Here is a 17,491-nt window from a genome sequence, read left to right as displayed (position 1 = left end):
TTGAGTGCTGGAGAGACAGAGATGAGCTTCCCCGCTAGCGTTCGCCTCGTCGAGGCTGGCCCGCGCGATGGCCTGCAGAATGAGCCACAACCGATCCCTACGGCGACCAAGCTCGAATTGATCGAGCGTCTGGCCGGTGCGGGACATCGCCATATCGAAGCCGCCAGCTTCGTATCACCGAAGTGGGTGCCGCAGATGGCTGACCACCGCGAAGTGATGCAGGCGCTGATGCAGGAGGGTCAGGCAAGGCCACAGGTGACCTACTCCGCCCTGACCCCCAACCTCAAGGGGTTGGGGGCCGCACTGGAGTGTGGCGTCAAGGAGGTGGCGGTATTCGGCGCCGCCTCGGAGAGCTTCTCGCAGAAGAACATCAACTGCAGCATTGCCGAGTCCCTGACGCGCTTTGCGCCCGTCGTCGAACGCGCCCAAGCCGCCGGCGTACGCGTGCGTGGTTACGTCTCCTGCGTGCTGGGCTGCCCCTATGAGGGCGAGATCGATCCCGAACAGGTCGCCAGCGTTTCCCGAGCATTATATGAGATGGGCTGCTACGAGGTTTCCCTGGGCGACACCATCGGTACCGGTACTCCGCTCAAGGCCAGCCGGTTGATTGAAGTCGTCTCACGGGACATCCCCATCGAGCATCTGGCCGCCCACTTCCATGACACCTACGGCCAGGCATTGGCCAACCTGATGGCAGCCCTCGACCAGGGCGTTGCGGTAATCGACAGTTCCGTCGCCGGTCTGGGGGGTTGTCCCTACGCCAAAGGTGCCAGCGGTAATGTCGCCACGGAAGATGTGGTCTATCTGCTCAATGGTCTGGGTATCGACTGTGGTGTCGATCTGGAGCGCATCGCCGCGGTAGGCGACTGGATAAGCCGCAGCATTTCACGGCCCAACCGCTCCAGAACCGGCGTTGCGCTGAGTAGCCGCTGACTGGCAACTATCCAACACAACGTCAGCGGGCCATGAAGTCAGCAAGCCATTGGCCGAAAGGCACACGGACGTGCCTCAGCCAAAGAAGCAGGCAAACTCGTCCGCTTCGACAACGGCCAGAAATGCCTCTACGGAATTCACTTCCGGCTCAGGTTTATACAGGTGCCATTTCAAGTCCGCTCGCTGCCAGTATATCTTCCATCTGCCGCGACTCTTGACATAGGTACCCTTCGCCAACGGCCTTTCCATGACCTTCGTAGGGTCAACAAACCATGGACGAATCTCGAACAGTTCGAGACTCTGTCCATCTATGCGATAGCCGAAATCCAGCTTCGCCCGGATATGCTCCGGTGGTCGTCTTCGGTCCATGAATGCGGAGACCGCACGCTCCACCCGCTTCAATTCGAATTCGCTTAGTGCCATAAACCCGTTTCCTGTGCCCCAGTGTTGATATAGCCATTCTACTTCAGACCAGAGACTCCTCGCCCTTCCTCCGATTCCCGCGCTCCTTGCTCTGGAGCATCGACCGTTACCTCGCTGTTGCCCTATCCTCATTCAGAGGGAGCGCTGTCGCCGCTACTGTCCCGAATTGCCATGGAGGCCTTCTGCATGACCACTCTCGTAATCTTCTGCCTGATAGGGGCCTGCGGCATTGGCGCTCAATGGATCGCCTGGCGCTGGAAGATCCCGGCCATCGTGGTCATGCTGGCAGTCGGTGTGCTGATTGGCCCGACCACTGGAATCCTGCAGCCTCAGGTGGTATTCGGTGACCTGCTCGAGCCGCTGATTGCCACAGCGGTGGCGCTGATTCTGTTCGAGGGCGGCCTGACCCTGCACTTCGCACGGCTCGCCGATGCCGAAACAGCAGTGAGACGTCTGGTCATCATTGGCGGACCTCTGGTGTGGGGATTGGCGACCCTCTGCGGCCATTACATCGGCGGACTGAGCTGGGCATCGGCTGCGGTACTGGGTGGTATTCTGATCGTCACCGGTCCCACGGTGATCATCCCGCTGTTGCGTCAAGCCAGTCTCAAGCGCCGCCCCGCCGAGATCCTGCGTTGGGAAGCCATCGTCAATGACCCGGTGGGCGCCCTGGCCGCCGTGCTTGCCTTCGAGCTGACGATTGTCGCCTACTCGGCGCACTCGCTTTCCACCACTCTCGGCCATATGGCGTTGGGCATCGTGCTATCCATCGGCATTGGCTATCTCGGCGCCTGGTTGCTGATCCTCGCCCTGCGCAAGGGTCATATCCCCGAATACCTCAAGGTGCCGGTGATGATCGTCGCCGTCCTGATCATCTATACCCTGCCCAACTCCCTGCTGCACGAGAGTGGTCTGCTGGCGGTAACCGTCATGGGCATGGTGCTCGGCAACTCTTCGGTGGCATCATTGGATGAGATCCGACGCTTCAAGGAGAACATCACCGTACTGCTGGTCTCGGCGGTATTCATCCTGCTCGCGGCAGATGTCGACCTCGCGACCCTGACCTCACTGGGCTGGCGTGAGATTGTCTTCGTACTGATGGTGTTGTTTGTGGTACGCCCGCTGGCGGTATTCCTGTCACTTATCGGAACCGGGCTGCCGCTGTCGGAAAAGCTGATTGTGGGCTGGATCGGCCCTCGCGGTGTGGTGGCCGTGGCCATCGCCGGCCTGTTCGGCAATCGGCTGGTGGAACTGGGCGTCGAGGATGCCGCCATCCTGCCGCCACTGGCCTTTGCCATCGTGGCGGTCACCGTGGTCTTCCACGGCTTCTCACTGGAGCCGTTGTCCCGTCATTTCAATCTCAAATCGACAGGTACCAAGGGCTTACTGATCGTCGGTGCCAATCCCTTCAGCCGCAGACTGGCCGAGACCATCCAGTCCATCGGACGGCCGGTGATGATCGCCGACCGTAACTGGAAGCGAATTCGCGCGGTACGCGGTCACGATATCCCGTGCTACTTCGGTGAAATTCTTTCGGAAGAAGCCGAGCTGGATATCGAGATGAACCAGTTCGACTCGGTGGTGGCATTGACCGACAACGACGATTACAACGCCCTGGTGTGCGTCAACTATGGCCCCGAGTTTGGCCGCCATCGTGTCTTCCAGTTCGCTCCGTCCCGCGGTGATATCGGCGATAGCGCTCACAAGGCACCGGAAACACTCGGAGGCTACTATTTCGGCAACAACCTCGACTACGACACCGCTATCGAACACATCAACACCGGCTGGTGTCTACGCCTGACGCGGTTGAGCAAGGAATACACCTTCGACGACTACCGACGCGATAACCCGGAAGCCCGGGTCATCTCCGCCTACAGTGAAGATGGTAGCGTCCGGGTCATGACCAGAGATACCCGCTTCGAGGCCGACAGCGATGAAACCCTGCTGGCCCTGGTGCCCGACGATACCAGCGAGGACAAGGCCAGGCACCGTGCAGCGCGCAGAGGAGAAAAGCCGCCAGCCAGCACAGACAACCCTCAAGCAGACACCTGAACCAGGAGGTGAAGTGACCCCCTCCAGAGTTGCACAGACTATCGGGCAGCCATCAGAAGGACAGAATGAACGAAGAACCCACCGTCAAACGCTGGACCGCCAGGCGCAAGGCTGCCGTGGTCACCGATATCTTCAAGGGTAAGACCACTGTTGCCGAAGTGGCCCGCCAACATAACCTCGCTGTATCCGAGGAGGACAGCTGGATTGACGAGGCCCAGCGCAATATGGGGAACGGGTTCTGGACCCGCCCAGGGATATCCGGGAGCAGTACGAGGCCGAGTTATGGGGGACCTGGGAGGCATTGGGCGAGGCCCACTTGCAGATCTGCGCGCTAACGCCTGCTCGACGAGGACGAGAACTCGTAAGGTCGTTGCAGGCGGATATGGCCCAGAATGGCCATACGGTGTCACTCGTCAAACTGTGTCGATGGCTGGTGGTATATGCTTTCTGCTTGCATGCAGTGATTATAGAGCCAACAGCAACGCTTGAGCGTTTGTTCCAGGTCTTTCCTTGATTCGTACCGTCGAGTAGCCAGCACATCGCTGATACTGCCATTGAAGCGCTCGACCATCCCGTTGGTTTGGGGATGCCCCGGACGGATGGTCATATCGCTCACACCAAAGCGCTCCGCCAGCACCATGTCCGGGATGAGGGCAGGAGCTGCCTGGATCTCGGCACGGATTTTGGGTCTCGTCGTCGCTTGTTTATGCAGCTTGATGTCCATCTCGATGCTCCTCGACGAACTGACGAAGAAGCCCTCTGGCAGCAATCAAAGGATAGCCTCTCTCCGTCAATTGAACATCCGACCCCCTACACCTATCAACGTCTTCGCAATTGTCATTTTTTGAACTTGTTCTCTAAAAACCCAAGAACCTCATATATTGAAAACACCACCAAAAAAACCATTAAAGCTTTGGTTAGTGAAAACACATTGCCATCAATATAATCAAAGAATATATTTGCCAGGGTACAAACGGCAGAAACTTTTAACCCACCTTTTATCTTTGTATACATTCAACCTCCCGCCAAGAGCAGCCCCAAATATGTTAAGTGAATTTTTATAAATTGGCGCCGGAAGCGATAGCTCCTCCAAAAGCTTCCCGTAAACCACCACCAAATCCACCTAGCGCTGCTCCAGCGGCAACACTCCCGAGTGTTTGCTGTGCCGACGAGGACGGTCCGGAGCGAGCAGCATTAACTCCGCCGTGCTTGCCTGGATCACTTCCACCTCCTGGACCACCAGAAGCTCTTCTGCCAAGGCCATCACTGCCGCTACCTGCAATACTGTACAGGTCAGTCATTGACGTTTGATATGCATTTTGCATTTTTAACTTCCTTCTGATTGCGGGCCAGATCTGTTATCGTCTCCGCCGTCGTTGTTTGTTGGGTTTTCCCGCCCAGTGGCTTCACTGGGTGGAGAGATCGCTACATCCCTCCACCCATTCCCGCTTTCATCGGCGGGAAAAACTTATACTTCTTATTGTTCCACCAGTTAATACTACGCACCGAGCCATCATGGCTGCGGCGCAAGCTAGTGGCGGCATGGCTGGGAAAGAGGTTATAAGTCATGTCATAAAGCTCAATCCATGAAACGCTACCCAATCAGTACACGTAAACATACTTCCCTCGTCTCGTCCCGGGTTCTGGGCGTGGTGGTCGCTTGCTTATGAAGCTTGATATCCATCTCGATGCTCCTGGACGAACTGACGAAGAAGCCCTCTGGCAGCAATCAAAGGATTTCCTCTCTTTGTCAATCAAACATCCGAGACTCTACAATTATACTTTTAACCACGCTACCGCCAAGAAGGAATACCCTCTCTTCTCTCTTTCATCCCCACATGCACTTTGCCACAATATAAATTCACACCAACATATCGAACAAATTTCTAAACCATGAAACCATGAAACCATGAAACCAGAATAAAAGAACATCATTCATCTAGAGCAACATCACCGTCGCACCTCACTATCGTCACTTCAATATCCCATCTCCTATAAACTATGCATATTCAACACCAAAAACTTAATTCAAAATTTTCTATTACATTCGAATGCAGTGGATTCATATTATGAAGTTGACCTCGAAATATGGACCAGAAGCTAAGCCTATGATCAGGACGATACGAGAACCTGATCACAAGACAATGCAGCACTGGTTTCATGCCCAAGGTGGCTCTTGCCGCTTTTAAAGGCGACCAGGGATCACTGCACGCTTCGAGATCCATCCGGCCTGGTGGGCCAGTGAAAGCGCGAGATGACGGATAAAGCGTCCGATATATTCGAGGGCAAAGGGGCGGAAAAGCCGCTCGAGAAACGCATGAGGAGGCCCCTGAAGTAGGCCCTATTCATCACAGAGCTAAACACTTTATTGAAGCAACACACACCAGGTGACCCATAGCGAAGAATTTAACTTCAATGAACCTATGGTCACCTCCGGGCTTGCAACGCTGAGATGTAACGGAGATTGGCTTACCTGGGTCTATCCGGCGCCTCGACGGAATATGCCCCGCGCCTTGAAGAGAGTCGCTATTGGCGCCCCTGAAAAACTGCGGCTTCCACAGCCCAGTCATGCAACATGATTCTTCACCAAGCTCGTTGGCCGTTCACGTCATCATGTATCAGCTATCGCAAAACCAGAAACGTGGTAGGAAATACAGGATGCGATGGCTCAGCTGTCGTCGCATTTGGCACTGTATCGAACGTCAGATGCCTGGTCACGATGGCCTCAGCCGCATCAGATAGACTCTGGCGCACTGGATCAACAGTTGTCGCAGGTTCGCCTCGTTTGCTGATCCCCTGCAGATTGACTCTACCGCCTGTGCCGTATTGCCATGCCACCAGACCGGTAGATGCTGCAGAATCTCGACTACATTTGGAACTGTTTGCCGTCCTCCATTACGGCGGCCAAGGCACTAGCCGTCATGACCCCACACACGAGATGCCCATCAAACGCCTCCCCAAGCATCGTCGGGCCATCGCGTCTTCCAGTTCGCCCCTTCTCGCAGTGGCGACATCGGCGACAGCGCTCACAAGGCACCGGAAACACTCGGCGGCTACTATTTCGGCAACAACCTCGACTACGACACCGTCATCGAGCACATCAACGCTGGCTGGTGCCTGCGGCTGACGAGGTTGAGCAAGGAATACACCTTCGACGACTACCGACGCGATAACCCGGAAGCCCGGGTCATCTCCGCCTACAGTGAAGATGGTAGCGTCCGGGTCATGACCAGAGATACCCGCTTCGAGGCCGACAGCGATGAAACCCTGCTGGCCCTGGTGCCCGACGATACCAGCGAGGACAAGGCCAGGCACCGTGCAGCGCGCAGAGGAGAAAAGCCGCCAGCCAGCACAGACAACCCTCAAGCAGACACCTGAACCAGGAGGCAACATGTTGCGACACTACAATGAGCCGGCGCTGGGCATACCCAGCTTTCCCGGTAGCCATCTGGTCATGGATGATCACTACGTCTATCTATCCGGCCTGACCGCCGCCGACCTGCCGGACGGAGCGGCCACCCTCGGCGATATCAGGGAAGAAACCCACCAGATCATGGAGCACCTGGCACGGCTACTGGCCCATGCCGAGTGCACACTCGACGATAGCGTGCGTGTTGATGTGCATCTGACAGACCTCGCACTGCAACCGGACTTCGACGCGGTCTATGCCCGATGGTTTTCTGCGCCGTTCTATCCCGCCAGAACCTGTACCGTCTCTCCCCAACTGGCGGGAGGCGCCAGCGTCGAGGTTACCTTGGTCGCCCGCCGTCAACCCCAGCGTTGATGCGAATTCAAGACGTTGGGTCCGGATCGGTCCGACTTTGCGGTACGCTTGAAGCCGGATGGCTTGGAACACGACGGACATGGAACGCGACGGAAATGGATATGAATGGCAGCGACCCAGAACTGACCCAGCGCCTGAAACACGCCAGTGTACTGATCGTCGATGATGAGCCGGGAATGCGCAATTTCCTGGTCAAGATGCTCGCCCCGCACTGTCTGGTCGTCGCCGAGGCCGAGGACGCGACACATGCCGAAGAGCAACTGAACCGACGTCATTTCGATGTGATGATCCTCGACAACATGATGCCGGGACAACGCGGAATCGACTGGCTGGCGGAACAGCGTGATCGCGGCGGGTTTACCGACACCATCATGATCACGGCCTACGCCGACCTGGAAACCGCCATCGAGGCCATGCGCGCTGGAGCTGCCGATTTCATTCTCAAGCCCTTTCGCTCCAATCAGCTACTGAATGCCGTCGGCCGCTGCATACAGATGACGCAGCTTCGCCGCGAGAACATGCTGCTGCTGCGCGAACTCGACGGTCAGGACCTTGGCCAGCAACGGCGCGAGCTGATTGGTTCATCATCCGCCATCGCGACCACTCGCGAGCTGCTGGCACGTATTCGCGATGTCACCACTCCGGTCTTGATCACAGGTGCCTCGGGAACCGGCAAGGAAGTTGCTGCTCGCCACCTGCACACCACCTCGCACCGCGCGGCCTACCCCTTTGTGCCAATCAACTGTTCAGCCATCCCCGCCGACATAATGGAAAGTGAACTGTTCGGCCATATCGCGGGCGCCTTTCCCGGCGCCAACAGCGCACGCGAAGGGCTATTGCCCTCGGCGCGGGGCGGTACGGTGTTCCTTGACGACGTCGCCGGACTGAGCCCTTCCGCCCAGTCCGCACTGATGCGGGTACTCGAGGATGGAACGGTGCGCCCCGTCGGCGCGGAGCGTGAGATTCCACTGGATCTCCGTTTTGTACTGGCCACCAGCCATGCGCTGGATCGAGAGGTGGCAGAGGGTCGTTTTCGCGAGGATCTGTTCTTCCGCATCAATGTCATCGAGCTGCGCATGCCCAGCCTGGTCGAGCGCGAAGGCGATGTCATCGAACTGGCGGAATTGTTCCTGCGCGAGATTGCTGCCCGGCTCGGGTTGGCTCCGTTGCAGATCGACACCACCACCCGCGCCGCTCTGTTGCGACATGACTGGCCCGGTAACATCCGCGAATTACGCAACTTCATCGAACGCTCGCTGATCTTCGGCCGTTTTCCTCTGGAGACCCTCGCCCTGCCGACAATGGCCATGCAACATATCGAGCCCTTGAGCCAGGTGGAGCGTCGCGAAATCCTGCAAGCTCTCGAGGCCACCGGCGGTAACCGCTCCAAGGCGGCACGCCTGCTCGGGGTCTCGCGGAAGACCATTGACCGCAAGTGCTCGGCCTGGGGGCTGTAGCAGATGGCGAGAGCGCGACCACTGCTGCACTCGGTGCGAGTACGCCTGCTGGTGATCGCGCTATTACCCATGCTGGTGCTGGTTCCGCTGTTGCTGGGCGGCACCATGCTGCGCTGGTCAAACAAGCTCGATAATCTGTTGATCGTCAAGGTGAACAGTGACCTGACCATCGCCGAACAATACCTCCAACACCTGTTGGACAACTCGGTAAAGGAGCTCGATGCTCTGGCCGCATCAGAAGCCTTCTCCGACGCCCGAGGCTCGGACGCAGCGGATGCCTGGCTGGAACAGCAACGGCAGAGACTCGGTCTGGACTTCCTGTATCTTGCCGACGGCCGCCCTCTGGCGTCAGGTTTCGTTCCCGGCGAGTGGCCGGTAATCAACGATGCGCTCTCCGGCCGACCGCGCAGCGCTATCGATATCCTCGACGCGCAGCAACTCGACGCCCTTGCTCCCGGTCTCGCAGAACGCGCTGCCATTCCACTGGTACCGACCGAGGCCGCCCAGCCGACGGATCGCAGTATCGAACAGCAAGGCATGATCATTCACTCCGCGGCTCCCGTCCCACCCGTCGACGGCAAACACCGAGCACTGGTCGGCGGATTACTGCTCAATCGCAACCTGGACTTCATCGACACCATCAACGCGCTGGTCTATCGAGACCGTTCCCTGCCCGAAGGCAGCCAGGGGACGGCGACACTGTTTCTCGATGATGTGCGGATCTCCACCAATGTCCGACTGTTCGAGGATGTGCGTGCGCTGGGGACCCGAGTGTCCACGGAAGTTCGTCAACAAGTGCTGGACGAGGGCGCGACCTGGCTTGACCGTGCCTTCGTGGTCAATGACTGGTATGTCTCCGCCTATCAACCCGTTACCGACAGCAGAGGCGAACGCGTCGGTATGCTGTACGTCGGTTTTCTCGAGGCTCCCTTTCGACACGAGAAGATCGCCAGCTTTGTTGTTCTGTCATTGATCTTCCTGTTTGTCGCCGCCATCTCGGTGCCGATATTCCTGCGCTGGGCGGGACGTATCTTCCTGCCACTGGAGCGCATGACCCATACCATTTCCCGTGTCGAAGCCGGCAACCTGGATGCCCGCAACGGCCCCCAGAGGGGCAGTGGCGAGATCGCCCAGGTAGCACGCCACCTTGACGAGCTGTTGGACGCGGTCAAGGAGCGCGATCGTCAACTGCGAGACTGGGCCGAAAGCCTGGAGCACAAGGTCGAGGAGCGAACCCGAGATCTCCAGGAGGCCAATCGCAAACTGGAACATGCCACCGAGCGTCTGATCATGTCCGAAAAGCTCGCCGCGGTTGGCGAGATCAGCGCCGGTATCGCGCATGAGATCAACAACCCGGTGGCGGTGATCCAGGGGAACCTCGATGTCGCCCGCGATCTACTCGGCGCCGATGCCGAAAAGGTCAAGACCGAGCTCCGCCTGATTGATGACCAGATCTACCGAATCGGTGTCATTGTCTCGAAACTGCTGCAATTCTCACGCCCGACGGAGTTCTCCGGGGCCACCAACATGGTCGTGCCTGCGCAGGTGGCTCGTGACTGCCTGGTGCTGACTCAGAGGCAATTCGACAAGGCACGGGTCACAGTAGAAACGAATCTGAGCTCGGAGCGCACGGTGCTGATGGAACAGACCGAACTTCAGCAGGTCATCATCAATCTCGCCCTCAATGCTATCCACGCCATGCCTGAAGGCGGCACCCTGACGCTCAGCGTCGTCGACGAAGGCAACGATGTGGTGATTCGTGTCGAGGATACCGGAGTCGGTATTCCCCCCGAGATACTGCGACGCATATTCGACCCCTTCTTCACCACCAAGCAGGCCCAGGGCACGGGCCTGGGACTGTCGATCAGTCAGCAGCTTGTCGGACAAGCCGGCGGACGTATTCTGGCCACCTCCACTCCCGGCGCCGGCAGCCGTTTTGATATTGTGTTGCCTGCCGCCGATATCATCTGAAGGGACAGAATGTCCCGATCTCCAACGCTCACACCCCCTCCAGCGGACAGAATGTCTCAAAGGGCTGAAAGAATGCCTGGACCGACGGACATAATGCACATAACCATCTGAAATTAATACTAAAGATAGTTGGCGACGCCAGTAGTCGACCACCAGACTTCCTCCCGGGCAACTGTGATCGCAGCGTCTCGAATGACGACGCTAAGCAAGGAGGAAGCATGAACAACAACAATACACCCGGCGGCCGTCTGGCGTTCCTGCGCAAGGAAAACATCGTCGCCAAACCCGGTTTCAATCGCTGGAGGGTACCACCTGCCTCGATCGCCATTCACCTCTGCATCGGCTCGGTTTATGCGTGGTCGGTATTCAATCTTCCACTGGCCAGTGAGATGGGGGTGGTCGCTCCCGCCGCTGACGACTGGAGCCTGTCATCCGTGGTCTGGATCTTCTCGGTGGCGATTGTCTTTCTCGGCCTGGCCGCCGCCTTTGCGGGCAAGTGGCTGGAAGAGGTCGGTCCGCGCATGGTTGGCGTGGTAGCCGCCCTCCTGTGGGGCGGAGGCTTCATCATCGGCTCGTTGGGTATCTCATTGCATCAGCTTTGGCTGATCTACCTGGGATATGGTGTGCTCGGCGGTTGCGGCCTTGGCCTGGGGTATGTCTCACCAGTTTCGACGCTGCTTCGCTGGTTCCCTGACCGCCGCGGTATGGCGACCGGAATGGCGATCATGGGCTTTGGTGGTGGCGCCATGATCGCCGCTCCCGTCAAGGACTGGCTGCTGTCGCTCTATGCCAGCGCCCCCGAGTATCTGGGGGCAGAGTCGGCGGTCACGGTGATCACCGAAGGAGGCCGACGCTTCGCTGAAACCGCATCGGGCCAGGTCGAGGTAGTGATCGCGTCGGTGGAACAGGCGGCAGCCTACGGTGGCGAGGCCGGTGTCTACGTGGTGGGTACCGGCGATACCGGTGCGTCTGCGACCTTCCTGACCCTGGGCATCGTCTACCTGTGCGTGATGCTGGTTGCATCCTTCATGTACCGTGTGCCGGCAGCCGACTGGAAGCCGGAAGGTTGGCAACCGGAAGAGAAGACCAATCGCATGGTCACCAGCGAGCACGTACACATCGATCAGGCACTGAAGACACCACAGTTCTGGCAGATGTGGCTGATGTTGTGTTTCAACGTTACCGCCGGCATCGGTGTCATTGGTGTCGCCAAGACGATGATGAGCGAGATCTATGGCACCACCATGCCAATGATTGTCACTGCCGCCTTCGCGTCGACGTATGTATTGATGATCTCGGTCTTCAACATGTGCGGTCGCTTCTTCTGGGCCTCCACCTCGGACTATATCGGGCGCAAGAATACCTACCATTGCTTCTTCGTGTTGGGCACCTTGCTGTATCTCTCGCTGCCATTTTTTGCCACGGCAGGAGCAGACAGTGCCAATGTGATCTATCTGATCGGTTTCTATATCGCCACCATGATCATCTTCTCCATGTATGGAGGTGGCTTTGCCACCATCCCCGCCTACCTGGCAGACATGTTCGGTACCATGCACGTCGGCGGCATACATGGCCGACTGCTGACCGCATGGTCGGCTGCAGGGGTGCTGGGTCCACTGGCCATCACATCGCTACGCGAGGTGTCGGTGGGTCAGGCCATTTCGAACCTGGCAAGCAAGGTCGACCCGGCGGTGTTTGCGGAGAAGTTCGGAGCCTCGATCGACCAGTTGGAACAACTGGTTGCCACCAGGACGGTGACCGTCTCGAAGCTGATGGAAATCGTCCCCCCCGGCACCGCGGATCCGACTCCCAGCCTGTACAACACGACGATGTACTGCATGGCGGCACTACTGGTGGTCGCATTCTTCGCCAATCTACTGCTGCGCCCGGTCAATGAACGCCATCACCACCGTGAGCAGACGCTGCAGAGCGCCGAACAGCACTGATCAGACAGCATGTAGCACAAATAGGGCCGACGCCTGGCAACAGGCGTCGGCCCTTTCCATGAGCGGATTTTTCATCAGCACCACGAAGCATTAACCCAAAATCAGAAATACACAGGCCGCCGTCATTGCCCCCATGACGCCGTTGAACCATCGCCAACTGGTGTTCGTCTTGAGCGCACGTCCTACCGCCGTGCCAAAACCTGCCCACAGCGAGATGCAGGGAAACGCCACCACCTCGGCAAAGGCCGCCACGATGAAGGCATTCAGCCAGGGATTACCGGTTTCGGGCAGGAAGCTCGCCATCAACGCAATCCCCATGACCCAGGCCTTGGGATTGGCGAACTGGAAGGCCGCCGCCTGCCAGAATGTCATGGGCCTGGCCCCGTCGCGGCGGAGTTCCGGTGGCGGAGCCGTGGCAATCTTCCACGCCAGATACAGCAGATAGATACTGCCGACGATCTTGAGCGCCGTCTGCACCACAGGGAAACGTTCGAAGATCACTCCCAGCCCCAGCGCCACGGCAGTGAACAGTATGAAACACCCCGCATTGATGCCCAGGATATGAGGCATAGTGCGCCGAAACCCGTAGTTGGCACCGGAGGCGGTCAACATCATGTTGTTGGGGCCTGGCGTCAGCGTCATCGACAGCATGAACAGGGTGACGGGTACCACAAAAGACAAGTCCTGCATGACATTCCTTCCTGACATTCCATTCTGATATTGGGCGCTGAAAGTTGCCTGGACATTGCACCCATACAATTATCTACATTGCACTACAATTTCCGACATACAAGCAGCATAATAGGGTCAATTCTGACGTCAAAGGTTTTATTGTCACCATGACAATCTGGATACCAGAACTCGAATCAGGTGCTCGTCAGGCTCCCCGCTACCGGCAGATTGCAGAGTCCATCGGCAGCGCCATCGCTACCGGGGATCTTTCGCCGGGCGAGCGTCTGCCACCCCAGCGACAGCTGGCCGATGCCCTGGGAGTCACCGTTGGCACCATCACCCGGGCATACAACGAAGCCCAACACCGCGGTTGGGTACAGTCCCGAGTGGGCAGCGGCACCTATGTCTGTGACGAGGAAAGTGCCGGCCTGTCCTTCGATGTGCACGTCGAGGGCGAAGACAATGGCATGATCGACATGAGCCTGAGCTTCGCGCCCCATCACACCTGGCGACAGCAGTGTCTGCGCGATGCCCTGAGTGAGATCTGTCAGGACCCCGATGCCATTGCCATGGCCAGCCGATATCAGGCGGATATCGGTAACCCCGCCCACCGCAAGGCGCTTGCTGATTGGCTTGAGCATCTGGGATTCACGACCCGAGGCGAACTGGTTGTTACCCAGGGCGGACAGCACGGACTCGACCTCTGTTTACGCACACTGACTCGGCCAGGTGAATTGGTCGCGGCCGATGCCCTGACCTACCCCGGCTTCAATGCGGCGGTGCGCCATGCCTACCTCAAGCCGGCAGGAATTCCCCTCGACGATGACGGCATGGACATCGACGCCCTGACGCGATTGTGCCAGCGTCAGGTGCCGCGTCTGGTCTATATCACTCCGGATCAGAACAACCCGACAGGCATCGCGTTGGGCGAGGAGCGTCGCCAACAGCTGGCAGAACTGGCCAGGCGGCATGACTTCTGGCTGCTGGAGGACCACGTGCAGTATCTTCCCCCCGAGGACCGAGGAACCTCCCTGCTTGAGCTGGCACCAGAGCGGACCCTGCATGTATTCAGTACCGCCAAGGTGCTTTCCGGAGGATTGCGAGTCGGCACCCTGCAGGTGCCTCAACGTCTGCGTGATCGCATCGCCAGCTCGCTGCGTGCCGAGACCTGGATGGCACCTCCGTTGATGGCCGAAGCCGCCTGCCGCTGGATTGCCTCCCCGCGGGCCGACGAGCTGATTGCCTGGCAGACCGAGGAGCAGCAATACCGTCAGCAACGGGCCTCGGAACGTCTCGCCTGCTACCGGCCGCAAGGCCAGCTGCGAGGGTCCAACATCTGGCTGCCTCTCCCGGAGGGCCGTCGGTCCAGCGAAGTACATGCGCTACTCGAGAGTGCCGGCGTTCGCGTATCGACCCCCGAACCCTTCTGCACAGGTAGCGAACCCGCCCCCCAGGCGATCCGGCTGTGCGTCGGCTCACCCCATACCCGCGATGCTCTCGAGAAGGCACTGGAGATCATCATCGAGGTACTCGAACGTGGTGACACCAGCCCATGGAGTACGCTCTGACCACTCCTGCTGCACCGGGCTCATGCAGGATGGCGCAGCGATCCCGGTGTCTTGCCTGTAGCGCGCTTGAAGGCTCGACTGAAGGCTGCCTGGGAGCCGTATCCCAGTTGCCAGGCCACCTGGTCGATCGACATGTCCTTCTCGGTGATCCACTGACTGGCCAGGCGCATGCGCAACTGAGTGACGTAGTTGAGCGGAGAGATGCCCAGCGCTTCACGGAAGCGTTGGGCAAATACCGAGCGTGAACTGCCCATCTCGGCGGCCATGCTGGCCACGCTCCAGTCGCGCCCCGGCTCACGGTGCACGGCGGCAATGACGGCCCCCAACCGTGGATCACGCAGTGCTGCCAGCCAACCGCCAACATCACCACAGCCACATTCCACCCAGCCACGCACAATGCAGGCGGCGACTACATCGGCCAGCCGCGCCAGAATACCGGCGGCCCCCACCCGCTCCAGACGCGACTCACGCTCCATGGCCTCGAGCATCGGCAGGACTTCCGGGTAGCGTGCCAGCAGTGTGCCCACGTGCATGACCCTGGGCATCAGCGAAATCAAGGGGTGCATGCCACCGAGATCGAAAGTCATTCGGCCACTGAAAATGCGCACGTCCCGGCTACGACAGGTGCCATCCGGACAATCCGTGACACAACTGAAGGCTTCACACAGCGGGATTGTCTCGATGCCATTGATGTCACGACATTTCACATCCTGCGACGACAGCAACTGATGATGGCCTCCCCGCGGCAGCAACACGGCATCACCGCTCTCCAGCCGCAGTACACCGGCGTCCGGGGTATTGAGGAATACAGGCCCCTGGGCAATGAAATGAAATTGCGCACAACTGGACTGGATATCGAAGCGGATGCCGAACGGCGGCGCCATCTGGAACCTGCGGTAATCAAGGCCGGAGAGACGCATCCCCAGCAGTAGCTCGCTGATCCACTCATTCGAGGCACTTTCCACTGAAGCACTTTCCACTGAAGTGCTTGCCACTGAAGTGCTTGCCACTGAAGTGCTTGCCACTGAGACACTTTCCACTGAAGTACTTGCCATCGAGGCACTCTCCGTCGGGCCGACAGAACCAAGTCAGGACGATCTATCAAACATCCAAGACCTTCAATGATAGTTAGTATTGCCCTGCTACTTTACGCTGCTTCCATCCCGATCCCAAGTCATGGAAGCAAGACGATGCCACAAGATATCTGCATGACCGATTCCAGCCACGAAGACCGTCCACAACAGAGTGAGTCGGCATGGAGCGCCGTCGTATCACTGGCGCTTGGGGTGTTCAGTCTGGTGATGTCTGAATTTCTCCCGGCCAGCCTGCTGACACCGATGGCCCACTCCCTGCAGGTCAGCGAAGGCCAGGCGGGCCAGGCCGTCACCGTAACCGCTCTGGTCGCGCTGGTAGCCGGTCTGTTGGTGACCTCAGCAACGCGAGGCCTCGACCGACGATATGTGCTGCAGGCCTTTTCCATCATCTTGATTGCCGCCAACCTGATCGTCTATTTCTCTCCCGGCCTGGGTTGGCTGTTGTTCGGCCGTGTCCTGCTGGGTGTTGCGCTGGGCGGCTTCTGGGCCCTCTCGGTCGCTACGGCAATGCGCCTGGTGCGTGAACAGGATGTGCCAAGAGCACTATCGTTGATCTTCACCGGTGTCCCCATCGCTACCATCAGCGCTGCGGCACTCGGTAGCTTTCTGGGTGACATGCTGGGCTGGCGCAATGTCTTCCTGATCGCCACGGGACTGGCTGTGATGACATTGGTGGTGCAGGTCCTGACGCTACCTTCGATGCCCCCACAACGTCCCACTCCACTGCGTACGCTTGTCGATGTGCTGGCCAGACCGGGAATCGGTATGGGCATCTTCGCCGCGATGCTGGTGTTCTGCGGACACTTTGCTTTCTTCACCTATGTGCGCCCCTTTCTCGAGCAGATTTCCGGGGCCGGTATCCAGAGTATCTCCACCACTCTGCTGGCGTTCGGCCTGGCCAACTTCACCGGCACCCTGCTGGCCGGCAGGTGGCTGGAGCACCACCTGCGCCTGACCCTGCTGACGATGCCACTGACGATGGGCATCATTGCCTGGCTGCTGGTCACTCTGGGCGGGTTCTCGCTGTGGACCGACGCGCTGATGATCACACTCTGGGGATTGGCCTTCGGTGCCGTACCAGTGGCCTGGTCCACCTGGCTGACGCGGGTTGTGGCCGACGAGGCTGAAAGTGCAGGGGGACTGCTTGGCGCCTCGATCCAATTGTCCATCGCCGCCGGTGCCGCCGTTGGTGGGGTGCTGTTCGATGCGCAGGGTGTGCTGGGCACCTTTGCCTTCAGCGGTACCCTGCTGCTGCTCGTGGCATTTCTGATCGCCACTCGTGTGAGGACTCAACCGGTGCCTCCCGTCGGCCACACGGACGGGATCCACCCCTGACCCACTCAACGCCGGTTCTCCGCCGGCGTTTCCTTGCGAGAACTCCTCTGCCGGGCCTCTTGACCTAAAGCTGGATTGAGGTATTAGGCTGCCGGAGCCTGGTGCAAGACGCACCAGGCTTCCCCAAGCCACATCCCTGAACAGGAGCCCGGATGGATACTCAGTTCGCACAAGGAACTGCACACGACCACTTCCCTCGATCATCAGTATCGTGCCGCTGGCAGTATTGATCGGTTTGAGCCTTCGGCCATCCATG

The 17,491-nt window shown here is 58.8% G+C and carries 15 protein-coding genes and 2 pseudogenes; 10 read left to right on the top strand and 7 right to left on the bottom strand.

Annotation, left to right across the window (positions count from 1 at the left end; translation table 11 throughout):
- Positions 1-21: 21 nt before the first annotated feature.
- Entirely contained in the window at positions 22-933 is a 912-nt protein-coding gene (locus tag BUE38_RS02300) for a hydroxymethylglutaryl-CoA lyase (protein WP_073433392.1), read from the top strand.
- Between the two features lie 75 nt (positions 934-1,008).
- Here the strand turns inward: BUE38_RS02300 and BUE38_RS02295 are convergent, their stop codons facing one another.
- Positions 1,009-1,356, bottom strand: a complete 348-nt coding sequence (locus BUE38_RS02295; RefSeq protein WP_073433391.1) for a DUF3024 domain-containing protein — start codon at positions 1,354-1,356, stop codon at positions 1,009-1,011.
- Positions 1,357-1,542: 186 nt separating this feature from the next.
- Between BUE38_RS02295 and BUE38_RS02290 the strand changes: the two genes are divergently transcribed.
- Both BUE38_RS02290 and BUE38_RS23445 read left to right on the top strand, forming a co-directional pair.
- Positions 1,543-3,408, top strand: coding sequence for a cation:proton antiporter (locus tag BUE38_RS02290; RefSeq protein WP_159438838.1), 1,866 nt, complete (start codon positions 1,543-1,545; stop codon positions 3,406-3,408).
- Positions 3,409-3,473: 65 nt separating this feature from the next.
- Positions 3,474-3,743, top strand: a complete 270-nt coding sequence (locus tag BUE38_RS23445; protein WP_073433389.1) for a DUF1153 domain-containing protein — start codon at positions 3,474-3,476, stop codon at positions 3,741-3,743.
- A gap of 125 nt (positions 3,744-3,868) precedes the next feature.
- Here the strand turns inward: BUE38_RS23445 and BUE38_RS02280 are convergent.
- The 4 genes and pseudogenes from BUE38_RS02280 to BUE38_RS23210 form a co-directional block, all read right to left on the bottom strand.
- Positions 3,869-4,027, bottom strand: a pseudogene (locus tag BUE38_RS02280) (integrase core domain-containing protein); the annotation flags it as partial.
- Between the two features lie 218 nt (positions 4,028-4,245).
- Positions 4,246-4,422 (bottom strand): hypothetical protein, encoded by a 177-nt coding sequence (locus BUE38_RS22825; RefSeq protein ID WP_159438837.1) that lies wholly within the window; start codon positions 4,420-4,422, stop codon positions 4,246-4,248.
- A gap of 109 nt (positions 4,423-4,531) precedes the next feature.
- Complete coding sequence (locus BUE38_RS22820) at positions 4,532-4,672, bottom strand: hypothetical protein (RefSeq protein WP_159438836.1); 141 nt, start codon at positions 4,670-4,672, stop codon at positions 4,532-4,534.
- 1,462 nt (positions 4,673-6,134) lie between these two features.
- Positions 6,135-6,375 (bottom strand): annotated as a pseudogene (locus BUE38_RS23210) (transposase); the annotation flags it as partial.
- A 165-nt stretch (positions 6,376-6,540) separates the two neighbouring features.
- On the opposite strand from BUE38_RS23210, the gene BUE38_RS02275 reads away from it, so the two are divergent.
- The 5 genes from BUE38_RS02275 to BUE38_RS02255 all read left to right on the top strand — a co-directional run bounded on the left by BUE38_RS02275 (position 6,541) and on the right by BUE38_RS02255 (position 12,566).
- Positions 6,541-6,786, top strand: coding sequence for a hypothetical protein (locus BUE38_RS02275; protein ID WP_073433388.1), 246 nt, complete (start codon positions 6,541-6,543; stop codon positions 6,784-6,786).
- Positions 6,787-6,799: 13 nt separating this feature from the next.
- Entirely contained in the window at positions 6,800-7,192 is a 393-nt protein-coding gene (locus BUE38_RS02270) for a RidA family protein (protein WP_073433387.1), read from the top strand.
- 101 nt (positions 7,193-7,293) lie between these two features.
- Positions 7,294-8,649, top strand: a complete 1,356-nt coding sequence (locus tag BUE38_RS02265) for a sigma-54-dependent transcriptional regulator (protein ID WP_234986736.1) — start codon at positions 7,294-7,296, stop codon at positions 8,647-8,649.
- Positions 8,650-8,652: 3 nt separating this feature from the next.
- Positions 8,653-10,620, top strand: a complete 1,968-nt coding sequence (locus BUE38_RS02260) for a sensor histidine kinase (protein WP_073433385.1) — start codon at positions 8,653-8,655, stop codon at positions 10,618-10,620.
- 218 nt (positions 10,621-10,838) lie between these two features.
- Positions 10,839-12,566: an OFA family MFS transporter gene (locus BUE38_RS02255; protein WP_073433384.1), complete on the top strand. Its 1,728-nt coding sequence runs from the start codon at positions 10,839-10,841 to the stop codon at positions 12,564-12,566.
- Between the two features lie 90 nt (positions 12,567-12,656).
- Here the strand turns inward: BUE38_RS02255 and BUE38_RS02250 are convergent, their stop codons facing one another.
- Complete coding sequence (locus BUE38_RS02250; RefSeq protein ID WP_073433383.1) at positions 12,657-13,256, bottom strand: LysE family translocator; 600 nt, start codon at positions 13,254-13,256, stop codon at positions 12,657-12,659.
- Positions 13,257-13,405: 149 nt separating this feature from the next.
- On the opposite strand from BUE38_RS02250, the gene BUE38_RS02245 reads away from it, so the two are divergent.
- Positions 13,406-14,806 (top strand): aminotransferase-like domain-containing protein, encoded by a 1,401-nt coding sequence (locus BUE38_RS02245; protein WP_073433382.1) that lies wholly within the window; start codon positions 13,406-13,408, stop codon positions 14,804-14,806.
- 20 nt (positions 14,807-14,826) lie between these two features.
- Here BUE38_RS02245 and BUE38_RS02240 read toward each other — a convergent pair whose 3' ends face one another.
- A complete protein-coding gene (locus tag BUE38_RS02240) occupies positions 14,827-15,861 on the bottom strand; it encodes an AraC family transcriptional regulator (protein ID WP_084541666.1) in 1,035 nt (344 codons plus the stop codon).
- A 153-nt stretch (positions 15,862-16,014) separates the two neighbouring features.
- Here BUE38_RS02240 and BUE38_RS02235 point away from each other — a divergent pair, with 153 nt between their 5' ends.
- Positions 16,015-17,235, top strand: coding sequence for an MFS transporter (locus tag BUE38_RS02235; RefSeq protein ID WP_073433758.1), 1,221 nt, complete (start codon positions 16,015-16,017; stop codon positions 17,233-17,235).
- Positions 17,236-17,491 lie beyond the last annotated feature (256 nt).

The organism is Halomonas cupida, from assembly GCF_900142755.1.
Taxonomy (GTDB): Bacteria; Pseudomonadota; Gammaproteobacteria; order Pseudomonadales; family Halomonadaceae; genus Halomonas; species Halomonas cupida.
The sequence above is the reverse complement of the archived record's forward strand: the minus strand, read 5'-3'. Positions and strand labels throughout refer to the sequence as shown.